At 64.9% G+C, this 18,217-nt stretch carries 16 protein-coding genes; 6 read left to right on the top strand and 10 right to left on the bottom strand.

Going from position 1 to position 18,217, the window contains the following annotated elements:
• Nucleotides 1-7 precede the first annotated feature (7 nt).
• The 4 genes from IVB40_RS05650 to IVB40_RS05635 form a co-directional block, all read right to left on the bottom strand.
• Nucleotides 8-610, bottom strand: coding sequence for a K(+)-transporting ATPase subunit C (locus IVB40_RS05650; RefSeq protein WP_247431129.1), 603 nt, complete (start codon nt 608-610; stop codon nt 8-10).
• A gap of 110 nt (nt 611-720) precedes the next feature.
• The gene (gene kdpB / locus IVB40_RS05645; RefSeq protein WP_247818306.1) at nt 721-2,835 is read right to left on the bottom strand and encodes a potassium-transporting ATPase subunit KdpB; all 2,115 of its coding nucleotides are present in this window, start codon (nt 2,833-2,835) and stop codon (nt 721-723) included.
• A 65-nt stretch (nt 2,836-2,900) separates the two neighbouring features.
• The gene (gene kdpA / locus IVB40_RS05640; protein ID WP_247818305.1) at nt 2,901-4,604 is read right to left on the bottom strand and encodes a potassium-transporting ATPase subunit KdpA; all 1,704 of its coding nucleotides are present in this window, start codon (nt 4,602-4,604) and stop codon (nt 2,901-2,903) included.
• Between the two features lie 31 nt (nt 4,605-4,635).
• Nucleotides 4,636-4,725, bottom strand: a complete 90-nt coding sequence (locus tag IVB40_RS05635; RefSeq protein WP_018454042.1) for a K(+)-transporting ATPase subunit F — start codon at nt 4,723-4,725, stop codon at nt 4,636-4,638.
• 491 nt (nt 4,726-5,216) lie between these two features.
• On the opposite strand from IVB40_RS05635, the gene IVB40_RS05630 reads away from it, so the two are divergent.
• The 3 genes from IVB40_RS05630 (at nt 5,217) to IVB40_RS05620 (ending at nt 8,154) form a co-directional block, all read left to right on the top strand.
• Nucleotides 5,217-5,684, top strand: coding sequence for a hypothetical protein (locus tag IVB40_RS05630; protein WP_247818304.1), 468 nt, complete (start codon nt 5,217-5,219; stop codon nt 5,682-5,684).
• Nucleotides 5,685-5,898: 214 nt separating this feature from the next.
• On the top strand, nt 5,899-6,534 hold the full coding sequence (gene upp, locus IVB40_RS05625) for a uracil phosphoribosyltransferase (RefSeq protein ID WP_247818303.1): 636 nt from the start codon (nt 5,899-5,901) through the stop codon (nt 6,532-6,534).
• Between the two features lie 33 nt (nt 6,535-6,567).
• The gene (locus IVB40_RS05620; RefSeq protein WP_247818302.1) at nt 6,568-8,154 is read left to right on the top strand and encodes an AMP-binding protein; all 1,587 of its coding nucleotides are present in this window, start codon (nt 6,568-6,570) and stop codon (nt 8,152-8,154) included.
• Between the two features lie 55 nt (nt 8,155-8,209).
• Here IVB40_RS05620 and IVB40_RS05615 read toward each other — a convergent pair whose 3' ends face one another.
• Nucleotides 8,210-9,376: an acyl-CoA dehydrogenase family protein gene (locus IVB40_RS05615; protein WP_247818301.1), complete on the bottom strand. Its 1,167-nt coding sequence runs from the start codon at nt 9,374-9,376 to the stop codon at nt 8,210-8,212.
• Between the two features lie 227 nt (nt 9,377-9,603).
• Here IVB40_RS05615 and IVB40_RS05610 point away from each other — a divergent pair, with 227 nt between their 5' ends.
• Nucleotides 9,604-10,056, top strand: coding sequence for a MaoC family dehydratase (locus IVB40_RS05610; protein WP_247818300.1), 453 nt, complete (start codon nt 9,604-9,606; stop codon nt 10,054-10,056).
• Nucleotides 10,056-10,907 (top strand): CoA ester lyase, encoded by an 852-nt coding sequence (locus IVB40_RS05605; RefSeq protein WP_247818299.1) that lies wholly within the window; start codon nt 10,056-10,058, stop codon nt 10,905-10,907. Before IVB40_RS05610 ends, IVB40_RS05605 begins: the two co-directional genes overlap by 1 nt.
• Before the next feature lie 192 nt (nt 10,908-11,099).
• Here the strand turns inward: IVB40_RS05605 and IVB40_RS05600 are convergent, their stop codons facing one another.
• On the bottom strand, nt 11,100-11,897 hold the full coding sequence (locus tag IVB40_RS05600; RefSeq protein WP_247358427.1) for a fumarylacetoacetate hydrolase family protein: 798 nt from the start codon (nt 11,895-11,897) through the stop codon (nt 11,100-11,102).
• A gap of 202 nt (nt 11,898-12,099) precedes the next feature.
• On the opposite strand from IVB40_RS05600, the gene IVB40_RS05595 reads away from it, so the two are divergent.
• Complete coding sequence (locus IVB40_RS05595) at nt 12,100-12,999, top strand: LysR substrate-binding domain-containing protein (protein WP_027519799.1); 900 nt, start codon at nt 12,100-12,102, stop codon at nt 12,997-12,999.
• A 3-nt stretch (nt 13,000-13,002) separates the two neighbouring features.
• Here the strand turns inward: IVB40_RS05595 and IVB40_RS05590 are convergent, their stop codons facing one another.
• From IVB40_RS05590 to IVB40_RS05575, 4 genes are read right to left on the bottom strand one after another with little or no spacing between them, the layout of a single operon-like run.
• On the bottom strand, nt 13,003-14,490 hold the full coding sequence (locus IVB40_RS05590) for an amidase family protein (protein WP_247819496.1): 1,488 nt from the start codon (nt 14,488-14,490) through the stop codon (nt 13,003-13,005).
• 16 nt (nt 14,491-14,506) lie between these two features.
• Nucleotides 14,507-15,304 carry a xanthine dehydrogenase family protein subunit M gene (locus IVB40_RS05585; protein WP_247818298.1) on the bottom strand — a complete coding sequence of 266 codons (798 nt, stop codon included), beginning with the start codon at nt 15,302-15,304 and terminating at the stop codon, nt 14,507-14,509.
• Between the two features lie 11 nt (nt 15,305-15,315).
• A complete protein-coding gene (locus IVB40_RS05580; RefSeq protein WP_247818297.1) occupies nt 15,316-17,703 on the bottom strand; it encodes a xanthine dehydrogenase family protein molybdopterin-binding subunit in 2,388 nt (795 codons plus the stop codon).
• A gap of 2 nt (nt 17,704-17,705) precedes the next feature.
• On the bottom strand, nt 17,706-18,197 hold the full coding sequence (locus IVB40_RS05575) for a (2Fe-2S)-binding protein (RefSeq protein ID WP_027570537.1): 492 nt from the start codon (nt 18,195-18,197) through the stop codon (nt 17,706-17,708).
• Between the last annotated feature and the right edge of the window lie 20 nt (nt 18,198-18,217).

Below are 18,217 nucleotides of genomic sequence, written 5' to 3'. Positions count from 1 at the left end.
GCCTAGACTACTTCGTGGCACGATCGAGCGCGAGATTCAGAGTCAGCACGTTGATCCGGGGCTCGCCGATCAAGCCGAGCAGGCGGCCCTGGGTGTTGGAAGCCACCAGTTGCTTGACCTGATCCTCCGGCACGTTTCGCGCCTTCGCGACGCGCGGCACCTGGAATTGCGCCGCTTCCGGCGAGATATCCGGATCGAGGCCACTGGCTGAGGTCGTCACGAGGTCGACCGGCACGGCGGCATTCGGATTCTCGCCCCTGAGCTTGTCCACGTCTTCCTTCAGCCGGTCGGCCAGCGCCTTGCTGGTCGGGCCGAGATTTGAGCCACCCGAATTCGCGGCGTTGTAGGGCGCCGGTACCGTCTTGGTCGAATCGTTCGGATCCGGCGCCACCGTCGCCGAGGGACGGCCGTGGAAATATTTGTCGTCCTTGAACTCCTGCCCGATCAGGGCGGAGCCGACCACCTTGCCGTCCTTCTCGATCAAGCTGCCCTGCGCCTGCGCGGGGAAGATCGCACCGGCAATAGCGGTCATCGCGAGCGGGTAGGCCAGGCCGGTGATGGCGGTGAGCACCAGCAGCAGGACGATGGCGGGGCGGATTTCTCTGAGCATGCGTTTCTCCTATTTCTTTCGTCGTGGCGAGGAGCGAAGCGACGAAGCAATCCAGTCTCTCAGCCGCGGCAAGAATTCTGGATTGCTTCGCTTCGCTCGCAATGACGGGGTTAAGCCAGGTGCAAGGCAACGACGACGAGGTCGATCGCCTTGATGCCGATGAAGGGAATGACGATACCGCCGAGGCCGTAGATCAGCAGGTTGCGCCGGAGCAGTGCGCCGGCCCCGACCGCGCGATAGGCGACGCCCTTCAGCGCCAGCGGGATCAGTGCGATGATAACAAGTGCGTTGAAGATGATCGCCGACAGGATGGCGCTCTGCGGGCTCGACAGGTTCATGACATTGAGCACGTTGAGCTGGGGGTAGAACGCCAGGAACATCGCCGGGATGATCGCGAAATACTTCGCGACGTCGTTGGCGATCGAGAACGTGGTCAGCGCGCCGCGCGTCATCAAGAGCTGCTTGCCGATCTCGACCACCTCGATCAGCTTGGTCGGGTTGGAATCGAGATCGACCATGTTGCCGGCCTCGCGGGCCGCCTGCGTGCCGGTGTTCATGGCGACACCGACGTCTGCCTGTGCGAGCGCCGGCGCGTCGTTGGTGCCGTCGCCGCACATCGCCACCAGCTTACCTTTGGCCTGCTCGTCGCGGATCAGCTTGAGCTTGTCCTCGGGAGTTGCCTGCGCCAGGAAGTCGTCGACGCCGGCCTCCGCTGCAATCGCGGCGGCCGTCATGGGATTGTCGCCGGTGATCATGACGGTGCGGATGCCCATGCGCCGCAGCTCGGCAAAGCGCTCGCGGATGCCGCCCTTGACGATGTCCTTGAGCTGGATGACGCCGAGCAGCCTACCGTCCCTGGCGACCGCCAGCGGCGTGCCGCCGGCCTTCGATATCTCGTCGGCAATGGTCTGGATCTCGCGACCGATGTCCGAGAGCCCGGCGAGCTGGATGGAACGAGCCGTGTTGCCAGAGGCAACCACCAGCGGTGCACCGCCACCGACATAGTTGAGCATCGCATCGACCGCGCCCTTGCGCACCGACGAGCCGCCGGCGTCGACACCGCTCATGCGGGTCTGCGCCGTGAAGGGGATGAAGGTGGCTCCCAACTCGGCCATCTCGCGGCCACGGATGCCGTATTTTTCCTTGGCCAGCACCACGATCGAACGGCCCTCCGGGGTCTCGTCGGCGAGCGATGCGAGCTGGGCCGCGTCCGCGAGCTCCTGCTCGGTGACGCCACGCACCGGGCGGAAGGAGGTCGCTTGGCGGTTGCCGAGCGTGATCGTTCCGGTCTTGTCGAGCAGCAGCGTGTCGACGTCTCCGGCGGCCTCGACCGCACGGCCGGACATCGCCAGCACGTTGAAACGGACCAGACGGTCCATGCCGGCGATGCCGATCGCCGACAGCAGCGCGCCAATCGTAGTCGGGATCAGCGTCACGAATAGCGCGACCAGCACAACCACCGAGATCGAGCCGCCGGCATAGGCCGCGTAACTCGGGATGGTGACGGTGGCGAACACGAAGATGATGGTGAGGCCGGCCAGCAGGATGTTGAGCGCGATCTCGCTCGGGGTCTTCGCACGTTCCGCGCCCTCGACCAGCTTGATCATGCGGTCGATGAAGGTCGAGCCCTGCGCTGCCGTGATCCGCACGCGGATCCAGTCGGACAGCACCTGGGTGCCGCCGGTCACCGCCGAACGGTCGCCGCCAGATTCGCGGATCACGGGTGCGGACTCGCCGGTGATGGCGGCCTCGTTGACGGACGCAACGCCCTCGATCACCTCGCCATCGGAGGGAATGGTATCGCCGGCCTCGACCAGCACGATGTCGCCGACCTTGAGGCTGGTGCCCGGCACGAGATTGAAGGCCAGGCCGGCGCCGGTCAGCAGCTTTGCCTGGCTCTCGGTGCGGGTCTTGCGCAGCGATTCCGCTTGCGCCTTGCCGCGGCCTTCGGCCACCGCTTCGGCGAAGTTGGCAAACAGCACCGTGAACCAGAGCCAAACGATGATTTGGAAGGTGAAGCCGAGATTCTCGCCGCCCGTGACGAGGTCGCGCAGGAAGATCACCGTGGTGAGCGCGGCCACGATCTCGACCACGAACATCACCGGATTCTTGATCATCAAGCGCGGATCGAGCTTGATGAAGGACGCGCGGATCGCAGGCACGACGATCTTGGGATCGAGCATCGCCGAGACGGACGCGCGTTTTTGCAGTTTCATGGTATCCATGGAGGTCACCCCAAACAATCAGAAGGCTGTCGATCAGAACACTTGCTGTTCAGAACACTTGTTGTTCAAAACACTTGGCCGGCGTTCATCGCGAGATGCTCGACGATGGGGCCGAGGGCGAGGGCCGGGAAGAAGGTGAGGCCGCCGATGATCAGGATCACGCCGACGACGAGGCCGACGAACAGCCCGCCCGTGGTCGGGAGGGTGCCCGCGGACGGCGGGATCGATTTCTTGGCGGCCAGCGAACCCGCGATCGCCATCGCCGGGATGATCATGAAGAAGCGGCCGACGAACATCGCGCTTGCGAGCGTCAGGTTGTAGAAGAAGGTGTTGCCGGTGAGGCCCGCGAAGGCCGAGCCGTTGTTGCCGGTCGCCGAGGTGAAGGCGTAGAGCACCTCGGTGAAGCCATGCGGCCCGGCATTCGCCATCGAGGCGACAGCCGCCGGATAGACCACGCCGACGGCGGTCCAGCCCAGATACATCAGCGGCAGCACCAGGATCGCGAGCATCGCCATCTTCACTTCGCGCGCCTCGATCTTCTTGCCGACATACTCCGGCGTGCGGCCGACCATCAGGCCTGCCACGAAGATCGCGAGCACGACGAACAGCAGCATGCCATAGAGGCCGGCGCCGACGCCGCCGACGATGATTTCGCCGAGCTGCATATTGATCAGGGGAATCATGCCGCCGAGCGCCGTGAAGCTGTCATGCATGGCGTTGACCGCGCCGCAGGAGGCGGCCGTCGTGATCACGGCGAACAGGGAGGACGCGACGATGCCGAAGCGAACCTCCTTGCCTTCCATGTTGCCGCCGGTCAGGCCGAGTGCGTGCAGGGTCGAAGTACCGTTGGCCTCCGCCCAATAGGTGATGGCGACACCGGCGACGAACAGCACGCCCATCACGGACAGGATCGCCCAGCCCTGGCGCTGGTTGCCGACCATGCGGCCGAACACGTTGGTCAGCGCCGCACCCAGAACGAAGATCGACAGCATCTGAATGAAGTTGGACAGCGCGGTTGGATTTTCGAACGGATGCGCCGCATTGGCGTTGAAGAAGCCGCCGCCATTGGTGCCGAGCATCTTGATCGCGACCTGGGAGGCGACCGGGCCGACCGCAATGGTTTGCTTGGCACCCTCGAGCGTGGTGGCCTCGACATAGTCACCGAGCGTCTGCGGTATGCCTTGCGAGACCAGGAACAGCGTATAGACGATACAGATTGGCAACAGCACATAGAGCGTGCAGCGGGTGACGTCGACCCAGAAATTTCCGACGGTGCGTGCCGACGCACGCGAGAAGCCGCGGATCAGGGCGACCGCGAGTGCGATACCGGTCGCCGCCGACAGGAAGTTCTGGTGCGTCAAGCCGAGCATCTGCACGAGATAGGAGATCGTGCTCTCGCCGCCGTAGTTCTGCCAGTTGGTGTTGGTGATGAAGGAGATCGCCGTATTGAAGGAGAGATCCGCGGCGACCGCGCCTTGGCCGGCCGGATTGAACGGCAGTACGGCCTGCAACCGCATCACGCCGTAGATGATGAGGAAGCCGCCGACATGGAACAACAGCATGGCGACCGTATAGGTCAGCCAATGCTGCTCGCGCTTCTCGTCGACGCCGGAGAACCAGTAGATGCCGGCCTCGATGGGACGCAGCACCGGCGAGAGGAAGGTCCGCTCGCCGTTGAACACGCGCGTCATGTACCAGCCGAGCGGTTTTGTGAGCGCGACGATAATGACGCAAAAGAGAATGATCTGGAGCCAACCGATCACAGTCATGACATCAACCCTTCAGGCTTCGTGAGCACGGTCAGAACCGCTCGGGCCGCAGCAGCGCGTAAGTGAGGTAGAACAGGAGGCCGAGCGAAACGGCGCCGGCGAGCGAATAATCGAAGATCATGGTCCGCTCCCTCACAGCCGTTCGCAGGCATAGGTGTAGCCAATCGCAACGGCGAAGAAGCCGAAGCCCAGCGCCAGCATCAGAATGTCCATCATGGAGATACTCCTCGTTGCGCCCTTGATTTCGGTGCAACCGTTTCTCGGGAGACCCGGTCGGCGCGTGAAAGGAAATGCCAGTGCATTTCCACGGCGCCCACCGGGACTTTGACCGTGCTGAAGTGCCACCCCAGGCATAGGTTTTCGAGACGAGGGCCGTGGCGAAGTTATAGGAATCTCATAAAAGGCCGGGGCTGACGGCGTGGTCGGACAACGCTGACGAGGCACATGACATCGTCGTCCCGGCGACGGCGGAGAATGGCGCGCCACCGCCCCCATCCCGCACTTATGAAATCCCTATATCTCCCGCCCCGCCCCCATCTCGTTTTCAAATGCCGTTTTGGCCATTTTGGAGAGGCCGGCCGACTGACCGACGCCAATTCCAGGAGGCCTGACATGACCGCCGCTCTCCGGCACTACGATCCGCCCTCACTCAGCGAACGCCTGCGCCACGCGCACACGATGACGCGACCGCTGATGCTCGAGATCATCGATCACGCCTGCCGGCACTTCCCTTCGCTCGGGCAGAGCGAGCGCACTGCGCGCGTCACGCGCCTGATCGAAGCAGAAGCCTGGGCCGATGCCGCGCTGGCACTGATGGAGCTGGAGCTGCCGCTGTGGCAAGTCCGCCGCATCGCCTACGACGAGGGTGAATGGCACTGCGCTCTCTCGCGCGAGCGCGAGTTGCCGGACTGGCTCGACCCCGCGGTCGAGGCGCGCCACGCCGATCTCGCGCTCGCGCTGCTGTCGGCTTTCATAGAGGTCGAGGCATTGGCCCTGCAAGTTTCGCGTCCGAGCGTTCCCACTATTCGTCCCGCGCGTGACCCGCTCTACGAGCCGGTCGGCTGCGAAAATTTCGGCTAGTGGGCGCGGTCCTGACGCTCGTCATCACACTCGTGGCGCGCGGGCTCGGAGCATAAACCGTCACGCCCATCGACCGCGAATTGACCATGGCTGCCTACCGGGCGAGCAACCGGCTCCGCAGCGCGGTCGCGACGCCCGGCTGAAGGCACGTCTCCCGCACCAAAAACACTCGGCCGATCTGGCGCAGTTTCCCGGAACCGTGTAGATCGGTTTCATGAGCACCAGCAACGTCAACGTCGTCGCCCATCCCCTGGTCCAGCACAAGCTCTCCCTGATGCGGGAGAAGGACCGCTCGACCAAGAGCTTTCGCGAGATCCTGAACGAGATCGGGATGCTGCTCGGCTACGAGGTGACGCGCGACCTGCCGCTGGAGCTTGTCGAGATCGAGACGCCGATTGCGCCGATGCGGGCGCCCAAGATCGCCGGCAAGAAGCTCACGCTGGCGCCGATCCTGCGCGCCGGCGTCGGCTTCCTCGACGGCATGCTGGCGCTGATGCCGTCGGCGCGCATCGCCCATATCGGGCTCTACCGCGATCCTGAGACATTGCAGGCCGTGGAATATTACTTCAAGGCGCCGCAGGACCTGTCGGACCGCACCGTGATCCTGATGGATCCCATGCTGGCGACCGGCAACTCGGCCTGCGCCGGCGCCTCGCTGCTGAAGGCGCGCGGCGCCCGCGACATCCGCTTCGTCTGCCTTCTGGCCGCGCCTGAAGGGATCACGCAGTTCCAGAGCGAGCATCCGGACGTGCCGGTCTGGACCGCCGCGATCGACGAGCGGCTCAACGACCACGGCTACATCGTGCCGGGGCTGGGCGACGCCGGCGACCGGATGTTCGGCACCAAGTAGACAGGTTCGCGCGATCGGATTAGTGCGGTTGCCATGAGCGCCAACGTTTTTTCGCTGCAAGCGCTGATCCGGACCGAAGCCGCCGCCGATCCGGCCTTCGTGTTCGACGGCACGCCGGTCTCGCGCGCGGAATTCTCGGAAAAGATCGAGCAGACCGCCGCCTGGCTTGCCGCGCAGGGTATCGGCACGGGCGACGTCGTCGCGGTCTGGCTGGTCAACCGGATCGAATGGATCGCGCTGCTGTTCGCCGCCGGCCGCCTCGGTGCCATCATTGCCGCCGTCAATACGCGCTACCGCAGCGCGGAGGTCGCGCATCTCCTGAAGCTCTCCGGCGCCAGGCTGATGGTGATCGAAGCCGCGTTTCGCTCGATCGACTTTGCCGCTATTCTCGCCGACGTCGCGAAGGACGAGGTGCCTGCGCTGCGAGAGATCGCGGTGGTCGGCGCGGATGAGATTCCCGCCCAATGGCCATGCGTGCGCTTCGACGTCTTCGACAAGCCCTATCCGCCGGCCCCGCCGGCTCAGGACGATTTCGATCTGCCGGTTCTGCTCTACACGACGTCAGGCACCACCAAAGGACCGAAGCTTGTCGCGCATTCGCAGCGAACGCTGGCCACGCACGCCGTCTCCGTCGCCGAGGCGCTAAAACTCTCGCCGCAGCGCCATGCGCTGCTGGCCATGCTGCCGTTCTGCGGCACCTTCGGCATGACGAGCCTGCTCGGCTTCGTCGCAGCGGGCGCGACCGTCCACGCGCTCGAAGCCTTCGAGGCCGCGCCGGCGCTGAAGATTCTCCGCGAGTGCGGGATCACGCATGCCTTTGGCTCGGACGAGATGTTCCGCCGCATCCTCGCCGTCACCGAGGCGCCGCATCCGTTTCCGCATCTCGAAGTCTGCGGCTTTGCCGCGTTCCAGCCCGGCTGGCGCGAGCTTGCCGCGGAGGCCGAGGCGCGCGGCATGCCGTTGCACGGCCTTTACGGTTCGAGCGAGGTGCAGGCGCTGTTCTCGATCGCACGCTCGAGTGATGGCTTCGCCGATCGCATCGAGGGCGGCGGCTGGCCAATGTCCCCGGAGGCCAAGGTCCGTGTGCGCGACACCGAGACCGGCGAACTCGCGGCTCGCGGCGTCTCCGGTGAGATCGAGATCCATGCGCCGTCACGCTTCCTCGGCTACTACAACAATCCCGACGCGACGCGCGACGCCATCACCGCGGACGGCTTCTTCCGCACCGGCGATATCGGCCGGCTGCGCGGCGACGGCTCCTTCGTCTACGAAACCCGCGCGGGCGACGCCATGCGGCTCGGCGGGTTTCTTGTCGCACCCGGCGAGATCGAGGACGAGCTCAAATCGTGCGCTGGCGTGGCCGACGCCCAGGTCGTCGCGGTCGATCTGAAGGGAAACGCACGCTGCGTTGCCTTCGTGATTGCCACCCAGGACCCCCACCACGAACCGCCGCGGCAGGACGCGTTGATCACGCGTCTACGCGAGCGGCTCGCCGGCTACAAGGTCCCGGCGCGGATCTATGTCGTGGAGGCCTTCCCCGTCACCGACAGCGCGAATGGCGTCAAGATTCAGCGCGCCCGGCTTCGGGCCATGGCGATGGACCGGATCGCCGCGGAATAAGCACGGCCACTGGGATAGGGCGCGAATTCGTCTCGGCTAAAAGGTCGCGCATCAGCTAGTACGACTTCGCCAGCCCCAGCACCTTTTCCGCAATGAAGCTGAGCGCAAGCTGCGGGCTGACCGGCGCGATGCGCGGGATCAGAACTTCGCGCAAGTAACGCTCGACATGGAACTCCTTGGCATAGCCGAAGCCGCCATGGGTCATCACCGCCTGCTCGCAGGCGTGATATCCGGCCTCACCCGCAATGTATTTCGCGGCATTGGCGGCGCCGCCGCAAGGCATGCCCTTGTCGTATTGCCAGGCCGCCGACATCACCATCAACCAGGCCGCCTCGAGCTCGACCCAGTTGACGGCCAGCGGATGCTGAATGCCCTGGTTCTTGCCGATGGGCCGGTTGAACACAACGCGGGTCTTGGCGTATTCGGTCGCGCGCGACAACGCGAGCTTGCCGAGGCCGACGGCTTCCGCTGCGATCAGGATGCGCTCCGGGTTCATGCCTTCGAGAATGTACTGGAAGCCTTTGCCCTCTTCGCCGATGCGATCCTCCATCGGGATTTCAAAGTCCTCGAAGAACAGCTCGTTGGAATCGACGACCTTGCGGCCCATCTTCTCGATCTCGTGGACCTTGATCCTGTTGCGATCGAAGTCCGTATAGAACAGGCTCAGCCCATGCGTCGGCGAGCGCACCTCCTCCAGCGGCGTGGTGCGCGCCAGCAGCAGGATCTTGTGCGCGACCTGCGCGGTCGAGATCCACACCTTCTGGCCGTTGACGATGTAACGGTCGTTCTTGGCCACCGCGCGGGTCTTGAGCTGGGTGGTATTGAGGCCGGTGTTGGGCTCGGTCACGGCAAAGCACGCCTTCTCGCGGCCCTCGACCATCGGCGGCAGCATGCGCTTGCGCTGTTCCTCGGTGCCGAACACGACCACGGGATTGAGACCGAACACGTTGATGTGCACCGCGGATGCGCCCGACATGCCGGCGCCGGATTCCGCGATGGCGCGCATCATGATCGCGGCTTCGGTGATGCCGAGCCCGGAACCGCCGTAGGCCTCCGGCACGCAGATGCCGAGCCAGCCCGCGTCGGCGAGCGCCTTGTGGAAGTCGTGCGGGAAGCCGCCCTCGTGGTCCTTCTTCAGCCAATAGGCGTCAGGAAAGCCTTCGCAGATCTTAGCGATGGCGTCGCGAATAGCCTCCTGCTGATCGGTGAGCGCGAAATCCATGATGGTCTCCTTGTTGGGAGCCGCGCCCGCGCCATCTCCCCTCTTCGCGTTTCCCACGCGAAGGCCGCGGCCGATTGCTGTGCCCGGACGTGCCCTCGCTTGCGTTCTTTAGCTCGAAAAACCGGGTACAGATACGTGAATTTGCCTGCCAACTGTGTGTACCATGCATGGGATCATGCGGCGCGATGGTGTGAGCGCGCTGTTATTTCGCAGGGAGGAAGACCGCGATGGCCGGACTTTATTTCGAGGAGTTTTCCGTGGGCCAGGAGTTCAGGCATCCCCTGACGCGGACCGTCACGGAGATGGACAACACCATGTTCAGCCTGCTGACGCTCAATCCGCAGCCGCTGCACATCGACGCGCATTTTGCGGCCCAGACCGAGTTCGGCCAGCGCATTTTCAACAGCCTTTACACCCTCGGCATCATGATCGGCATGACGGTCTATGATACGACCATGGGCACCACCGTTGCCAATCTCGGCATGACCGACGTCACTTTTCCGAAACCGGTCTTCCATGGCGACACTTTGCGGGCGACGACCAAGGTGCTTTCGTTGCGGGAATCCAAATCGCGCCCCAAAGCGGGAATCGTCGAGTTCGAGCACCACGCTCTCAACCAGAACGACGAGATCGTCGGAAAATGCCGCCGCATGGCGATGATGCACAAGAGGCCGGTCTGATGCGTTCGATGCTGTTCGTGCCGGGCGACTCCCCGCGCAAATTCGAGAAGGCGAGCGAAGGCAAGGCCGACGCGCTGATCATCGATCTCGAAGATTCCGTCGTCGCCGACAAGAAGCCGGAGGCGCGCGGGTTGACGCTGGCGATGCTGAAAGGCTCTCGTGGCCCGCACCAGCTCTATGTCCGCGTCAACGCGCTCGACACCGGCATGACGCTCGCTGACCTTGCCGCGGTGATTCCAGGCAAGCCTGACGGCATCGTGCTGCCGAAATCACAGGGCGGCGACGACGTGCGGCAGGTCGCGACCTGGCTCGAAGCTTTGGAAGCTGCGGCTGGTATCGCCATCGGCTCAACACGCATCGTCTGCGTCGCGACCGAAACCGCAGGATCGATCTTCGGGCTCGGCAGCTACAAGGGCTGCTCTCCTCGCCTCGCGGGCCTGATGTGGGGCGCGGAAGATCTCTCGGCCTCGCTCGGCGCTACTGAAAAGGCGTCAGGCGGCGTGTTCCACAGCCCTTATCGTCTGGCGCGCGATCTCTGCCTGATGGCGGCAGCCGCGGCCGAAGTCGCGCCGATCGACACCGTCTATACCGACATCGACAATCTGGCGGGGCTCGAACAGGAAACGCGCGCGGCGCGGCGTGACGGTTTTTCGGCGAAAGCGCTGATCCATCCCAAGCACGTCGACGTGGTCAACGCGGCGTTCGAGCCGACCGAGGCCGAGCGTAATTGGGCGGAGAAGGTGATCGCGGCGTTCGCGAACAATCCGAACTCCGGCACGCTGCGCCTCGACGGTCAGATGATCGACAAGCCGCATCTTCGCGCCGCGAAGAAGATCCTCGGCCGGAGCTAGAGCAGGACGCCGCCCTGCGACAGATGGGATACAAGCCACTCTCAGCGTCGTCGTCGTGGCGGGGCTTGTCCCGGCCATCCACGGGCTTCCACGCAACCGGCACCCAAGAACGTGGATGCCCGGGACAAGCCCGGGAATGACGAAGCGAAAACGTCCCGCCCCTCACTTTCCGCAGGCGGGGAGAGGGGAGCGTTAGACGATCTTGATCGACATGTCCGGCAAGCCGTCGAGCTTGCACAACAGCACGTCGCCCTTCACGACCGGGCCGACATTCTCCGGCGTGCCGGAATAGATGATGTCGCCGGCCTTCAGCTCGAAGGCTTCCGACAGTTTTGCGATCTGCTCGGCCACGCTCCAGATCATCTTGCTGAGATCCGAGCTCTGCTTCACCGTCCCGTTGATCGCCAGCGAAATAGCGCCCTTGTCGAAATGGCCGGTCTTGCTGGCCGGGTGGATCGGTCCGATCACCGCGGCGTGGTCAAAGCTCTTGCCGATCTCCCACGGCTTCTTCTCCGCGGCCATCCCGTTCTGGAGATCGCGCCGGGTCATGTCGAGGCCGAGCGCGTAGCCATAGACATGGTCGAGCGCCTTCTCGGCCGGAATGTTGGAGCCGCCGGACTTCAGCGCGGCGACCAGCTCGACTTCGTGGTGATAGTTCTTGGTCAGCGACGGATAGGGATGGTCGGCGACCTCGCCCACAGCGACGTTCTGGATTGCGTCGGTCGGCTTCTGGAAGAAGAACGGCGGCTCGCGGTTCGGGTCCGAGCCGCGCTCGATCGCGTGCGCCGCATAGTTGCGCCCGATGCAGTAGATGCGGCGGACCTGGAACACCTGGGTTTCGCCGACGATCGGAATGGTGACCATCGGCACCGGAAAGATCGGCTTCGGCACGGCCTGCGCAGCAGCCGGCGCAACTTCCGCGATTGACGCAGCACTTGCCGCCGCGGCAATTGCAAGCAGCTCTCGTCGCGTTGCTGATCTCTCTTTCATGTTTTGTGCTCCCTTTTTGTGTTCGTTGGGCGCATCATGCGCGCCGAGCCGCCTGATAATCAATATTCAGTATGCCAGCAATGCTGGACCGGCACGTCGTTTAATTGACGAGAACAGGCCGTCTGCGACCGAGCCTTCCCACCCCGGCTCCCATTCGCCCTAGCATGGAACTTGCATAAATTCTGGGCGACATGGATGCCGCATGAACCTCATCAGCCTCGATATCCGTATGCTCCGGTCGCTGATCTCCGTGGTCGAGACCGGCAGCATTACCGAGACCGCGCGGCGGCTGGGCCGCACCCAGCCGGCGATCACCCTGCAATTGCAGCGGCTGGAGGAGCTCACCGGGAAACAATTGTTCGAGCATGCCGGGCGCCGGCTGACGCTGAGCGAGGACGGCACCACGGTTCTCACCTACGCCAAGTCCATCCTGCGATTGCATGACGAATTGATTTCGCAATTGGCGTCACAGGAGATCGAGGGTCAGGTCGTACTCGGCACGCCGGACCTCTATGCCGCCTTCATGCTGCCGCAGATCCTCAGCGTGTTCCGAAAATCCTTCCCCCGCGTCCAGGTCGAGCTCAATTGCGCGCTCTCGACGCCGCTGGTGGGCCTGGTCAAGCGCGGCGATGTCGACATCGCGCTCGTGACCCGCATGAACGATTTTACGGGCGGCCAGGTGGTACGGCGCGAGCAACTGGTCTGGATGACCGGCGAGCAGTCCGCCGCGCACCAGGAACGGCCCATTCCGCTGGCGTTGCTGCCGCCCGGCAACATCTATCGCGACTACGCGATCGACACGCTGGAACGCGCGAATTTGCGCTGGCGCATCGCCTGCGTCAGCGAAAGCGTCGGCGGCCTTCAGGCGGCGGCCTTCGCCGGCATGGCCGTGACCGTACTCGGCCGCAGCGCCCTGGTGCCGGCGATGCGCGAGATCGGCCCGAACGAGGGCCTGCCGCCACTGCCGAAGATCGAGCTGCTGCTCTACAAGTCGAGCGGCGCAACCTCGAAGGCGGCGACCGCCTTGCACGACTATCTCGCGCACTATCTGCGCCTCGACGAAGAGCTCAGCGGCCGCGGCGACCCGATCGAGCTGTCCTGAGCTTCATACCTTCGCGCGCGTGGGACTTTCGCGGAGCGCCAGTGACGGCCAGAAGTTTGCCCAGGGCTGCGCCGCCTCGAACGCAGCGGCGATGCGGAAGATCGTGGGCTCGTCGAGCCAGGGAGCGACGATCTGCAAGCCGATCGGCATTCCGTCGCGATCGAAGCCGCAGGGCAGCGTCGCCGCCGGAAGACCGGCGAGGTTGATCGGCCAGGTGAAGGGCGACCAGCCGAGATGCGGATCGACCTTGCCGCCGTCGATCGTGTCGACGCCGATGCGGCCGGCCTCGAACGCGGTCACCGCGACAGTCGGCGTCACCAGCGCATCGACGCGCTCGAAAAGCTTCAGGAAGCCGCTGCGAGCCTGGCCGCGGCGATACCCCGCTTCGATATAGTCCGTGCCGCTGTAGCGTCGGCCTGCACTGATGACGTCAAGATAATCTGCTTCGGAGCTGGCGAGATCGGCCGTGGTCCTGGTCGCGACCGCGGCCGCCTGTTCGGTGAAGGCGATCGGCTTCAGCGTGTGTTCGAGGATGCCGGGATCGAGGCCGGGACCATCCATGGTGACCTGCGCGCCGCAGGCATCGAGAATGGCCAGCGCCTTGCCGAACGCCGCGCGCACATCGGGACTGACGGCGGCGTAGCCGAAATCGACGCTGGCGCCGATACGAATACCGTTCAACGGCGCGGCGTTCGTGTCGAACCGCCGCGCGGCCACCGACAGGCTCGCGGGATCGCGCAGATCGTAGCCGGCGATGATCTCCAGCGTCAGCGCAGCATCCGCGACCGTGCGCGTGATCGGCCCGGTATGCGCGAGCGACCCCCAAGACGGTGGCGAGAAGCCGGGCGAACGCGGCACCAGCCCAAACGTCGGCTTCAGGCCGAACACCCCGCAGAAGGACGAGGGCACCCGGATCGAGCCGACGCCATCGGTTCCGATCGCGACCGGACCGCAGCCGGCGGCAACGCCCGCCGCCGCGCCGCCGCTCGATCCGCCACTGGTGCGACCAGGGTTCCACGGATTGCGCGTGGTGCCGGTGACCGGGCTGTCCGCCGTCAACTTGTAGCCGGACTCGCAGGTCGTAGTTTTGCAGGTGACGATTGCACCCGCCTCCTTCAGCGCCGAGACAACCGCCGCGTCGACATCGGGCACGAATGCCTGGTTCATCGGCGAGCCGCCATAGGCCGGCACGCCCGCGACAAAGACCAGGTCCTTGATCGTCACAGGTATACCGGCGAGCGGTCCCTTGACCTCGCCAGCGCGCATCTCCCTGGTGAGACGATCGGCATCCGCCCTCGCCTGCTCGTACATCGGCGTCACCACCGCGTTGCAGGCCTCATTGGTGACCTCCAGCGCGGCAATGGTGTCGTCGACGACATCGCGCGGAGTGAACGCCTTGCGCCGGTAGCCGGCCAGGATCTCGGTTGCGGAAAGCGAGCCAAGGCCAGTCGGCGCCGGCGGGAAGGCCGTTCGGCCGGAACCATCAGTCATCATCAACCCTAAAGTGCTAGCTGAGCGCCGCGTCGACGGCGCGCTTGGCCATGACCGTGACGAGATGCGCACGGTAGTCGGCTTCGGCATGGATGTCGGAGGTGAGACCCTCGGTATCGATCCTGATTGCCGCGATCGCGGACGGATCGAAACTTCGAGACAGCGCTTCTTCCATCGGGGGAACGCGGAATACGCCGGAGCCCGCTCCGGTCACGGCCACGCGAACGCCATCGGCGAATTTCGCCACGAACACGCCGACCAGCGCATAGCGCGAGGCCGGCGCCTTGAACTTGGCGTAGCCTGCCTTGAGCGGCACCGGAAAGCGAATCGCCGTGATGATCTCGCCAGGTTCAAGCGCGGTCTCGAACAGGCCGCGGAAGAATCCGTCGGCCGCGATCTCGCGCGTGCTGGTGACGACGGTCGCGCCCAATCCGAGCACACCTGCGGGATAATCGGCCGCCGGATCGTTGTTCGCGACCGAGCCGCCGATAGTGCCGCGGATGCGGACGGCGGGATCGCCGATCATCGAGGCCAGCGCGGCGAGACCGGGGATCTTCGCCTGCACCAGCTTCGAGGCGGCCACGATGGCATGTGGCGTCATCGCACCGATGGTGAGGGTGGCGCCGTCGTCGCTGATGCCCTTCAGATGTCCGAGCTTCGACAGATCGATCAAGGCTGGCGGACTGGCGAGCCGCTGCTTCAGCGTCGGGATCAGCGTCATGCCGCCGGCGACGAGCTTGCTGTCCCCGATCGAGGTCAGCAGTTTAGCAGCGTCGGGAATCCGGTCCGGTTGGTGATAGGCAAACGGCTTCATTGTCATCCTCCCTATTCCGCAGCGACCGGCAGCGATGCATTTTGCAGCAGGCGCCAGATCCGGTTCGGCGTCGCCGGCATGTCGACATGGGTGACGCCGAGATGCGACAGCGCATCGACCACCGCGTTGATGACCGCGGCCGGCGAACCGATGGTGCCGACCTCGCCGCAGCCCTTCACGCCCATCGGCGTATGCGTACACAGCGTCGAATGGGTCGCGATGTTCATCATCGGCATGTGGTCGGCGCGCGGCATGCAGTAGTCCATCAGCGAACCCGACAGCAGCTGGCCCGAGCCCTCGTCATAGACCGCGTTCTCGTACAGCGCCTGGCCGACGCCCTGCACGATGCCGCCATGCAACTGGCCCTCGACTATCATCGGGTTGATGACGGTGCCTACGTCGTCCACCGCGGTGTAATTGACCAGTGTCACCGTGCCGGTTTCCGGGTCGATCTCGACCTCGGCAATGTGGCAGCCGCCGGGATAGGTAAAGTTGACGGGATCATAATAAGCCTGCTCTTCCAGTCCCGGCTCCAGCACTTCGAGCGGATAGTCGTGCGGCACGTAGGCGGCGCCCGCGATCTCCTCGAACGTCTTCATGCGGTCGGTGCCTGCGACCGAGAATTTTCCGGCCTCGAACTGGATGTCCACTTCGGCCGCCTCAAGCAGATGCGCCGCGATCTTCTTGCCCTTCGCGACCACCTTGTCCGTCGCCTTCGACAGCGCCGCGCCGCCGACCACCAGCGAACGCGAGCCATAGGTGCCCATGCCGAACTGCACGCGATCGGTATCGCCGAACACGATGTCGACATTGTCAAACGCGACGCCGAGCTTTTCCGAGACGATCTGCGCGAACGTCGTCTCGTGGCCCTGGCCGTGATTGTGCGTGCCGATCATGACCGTGACCTGGCCGGTCGGATGCACCCGCACCGTGGCGCTCTCATAGAGCCCGCCGCGCGCCCCCAATCGTCCCGCGAAGCGCGACGGCGCGAGGCCGCAGGCCTCGACATAGGTCGAATAGCCGAGCCCGCGGAATTTGCCCCTGCGCGCCGACTCCGCCTTGCGGATACCAAAGTTCTTGACGTCGGCCGCGACAAGCGCGCCGTCGAGACACCCCATCGGATCGCCGGAATCGTACTGCACCAGCACCGGCGTCTGATACGGATAGGCCTCCTTCGGGATCATGTTGCGTCGGCGGATCTCGACCCGGTCGATCCCCATCTCGCTAGCTGCGACGTCGACGATGCGCTCCAGCACGAAGGTCGCCTCGGGACGGCCGGCGCCGCGATAGGCGTCGACCGGAACCGTGTTGGTGAACACTACCTTCACGTTGCAGTAGATTGCCGGCGTGGTGTAGACGCCGCCGAGCAGCGGTCCGTAGAGATTGGTCGGTATGTTCGGCCCGAAGGTCGAGAGATAGCCGCCCATATTGGCGAGCGTGTTGACGCGGAAGGCCAGAAACTTTCCGGTCTCGTCCAGTGCGAGTTCGGCCTCGGTGACGTGATCGCGGCCGTGGCGATCGGAGACGTAGCCTTCCGACCGGCTCGCGACCCATTTGATCGGCCGCATCACGCGCTTGGCGGCCCAGGTGATCACGGCCTCTTCGCCGTAGTGGAACTGCTTGACGCCAAAGCCGCCTCCGACATCGGGCGCGACCACGCGCAGCTTGTGCTGCGGAATGTTCAGCACCAGCGCACCCATCAGGAAGCGCACGACATGCGGGAACTGGCTGGTGGTCCACAGCGTGAAGCGATCGGTGCCGGGCTCGTATTCGGCGATCGCCGCGCGCGGCTCCATCGGGTTGCCGATCAGCCTGTTGTTGACGAGGCTGAGCTTTGCGACGTGTGCCGCTTTCCGGAACGCGGTCTCGACCGCGGCCTTGTCGCCGAGCTCCCAGTCGCAACAGATGTTGTTCGGCACGTCGTCGAACAGTTGCGGCGCGCCGGGTCGCACGGCTTCGAGCACGCCGACCACCGAGGGCAGCACCTCGTACTCGACCGTCAGCAGCTCGGCTGCAGCGCTGGCCTGCGCCGGCGTCTCCGCGACGACGAAGGCCACCATGTCGCCGACAAAGCGCACCTTGCCCTGCGCCAGCATCGGGAACGGCGGCTCCTTCATCGGAACGCCCTTGGCGTCCGTGATACCCCAGCCGCAGGGCAGCGAGCCTAACTTATCCGCGGCGGCATCCTCGCCGGTCAGGACCGCGATGACGCCGGGCGATGCGAGGGCCGCACTCTTGTCGATGCCGTGCAGGATCGCGTGTCCATGCGGCGAGCGCACGAACACACCGGCCGTCATGCCGGGACGCTTGATGTCGGAGACGTAATTGCCGCGGCCGGTGAGGAAGCGCTGGTCCTCTTTCCGTTTGGGTGAAGCGCCGATCCCGATCACGTTGCCCATGGTCACTCTCCCCTGGCGGCGTTCATGGCGGCAGCGCCAGCCATGACCGAGACGACGATGTTCTGATAGCCGGTGCAACGGCAGATGTTGCCTTCAAGGCCGTGGCGGACGTCGGCTTCCGTGAGGTCCGGCTTTTCGGCCGCGAGCGCCACCGCCGTCATCAGCATGCCGGGCGTGCAAAAGCCGCATTGCAGACCGTGATGCTCGCGAAACGCTTCCTGCATCGGATGCATCTGGTTCGAACCGGGGGCGCCGTGAAGCCCTTCGATGGTGAGCAGCGTCGCACCGTCGAGCGCAGGCGCCAGCAGCGTGCAGCTCTTCACCGGCAGGCCATCGAGATGCACCACGCAGGCGCCGCACTGGCTGGTGTCGCAGCCGATATGGGTGCCGGTGAGGTTGAGCCGCTCGCGCAGCAGTTCGGCGACGAGCATCGCCGGTTCGACATCGACAGTGGTTGGCCGTCCGTTGAGTGTGAAGGATATCTGCACGATCATACTCCTGTGCGCGACGGGTC

It is taken from the genome of Bradyrhizobium sp. 40, from assembly GCF_023100925.1.
In the GTDB taxonomy this organism is placed as follows: domain Bacteria; phylum Pseudomonadota; class Alphaproteobacteria; order Rhizobiales; family Xanthobacteraceae; genus Bradyrhizobium.
The sequence above is the reverse complement of the archived record's forward strand: the minus strand, read 5'-3'. Positions and strand labels throughout refer to the sequence as shown.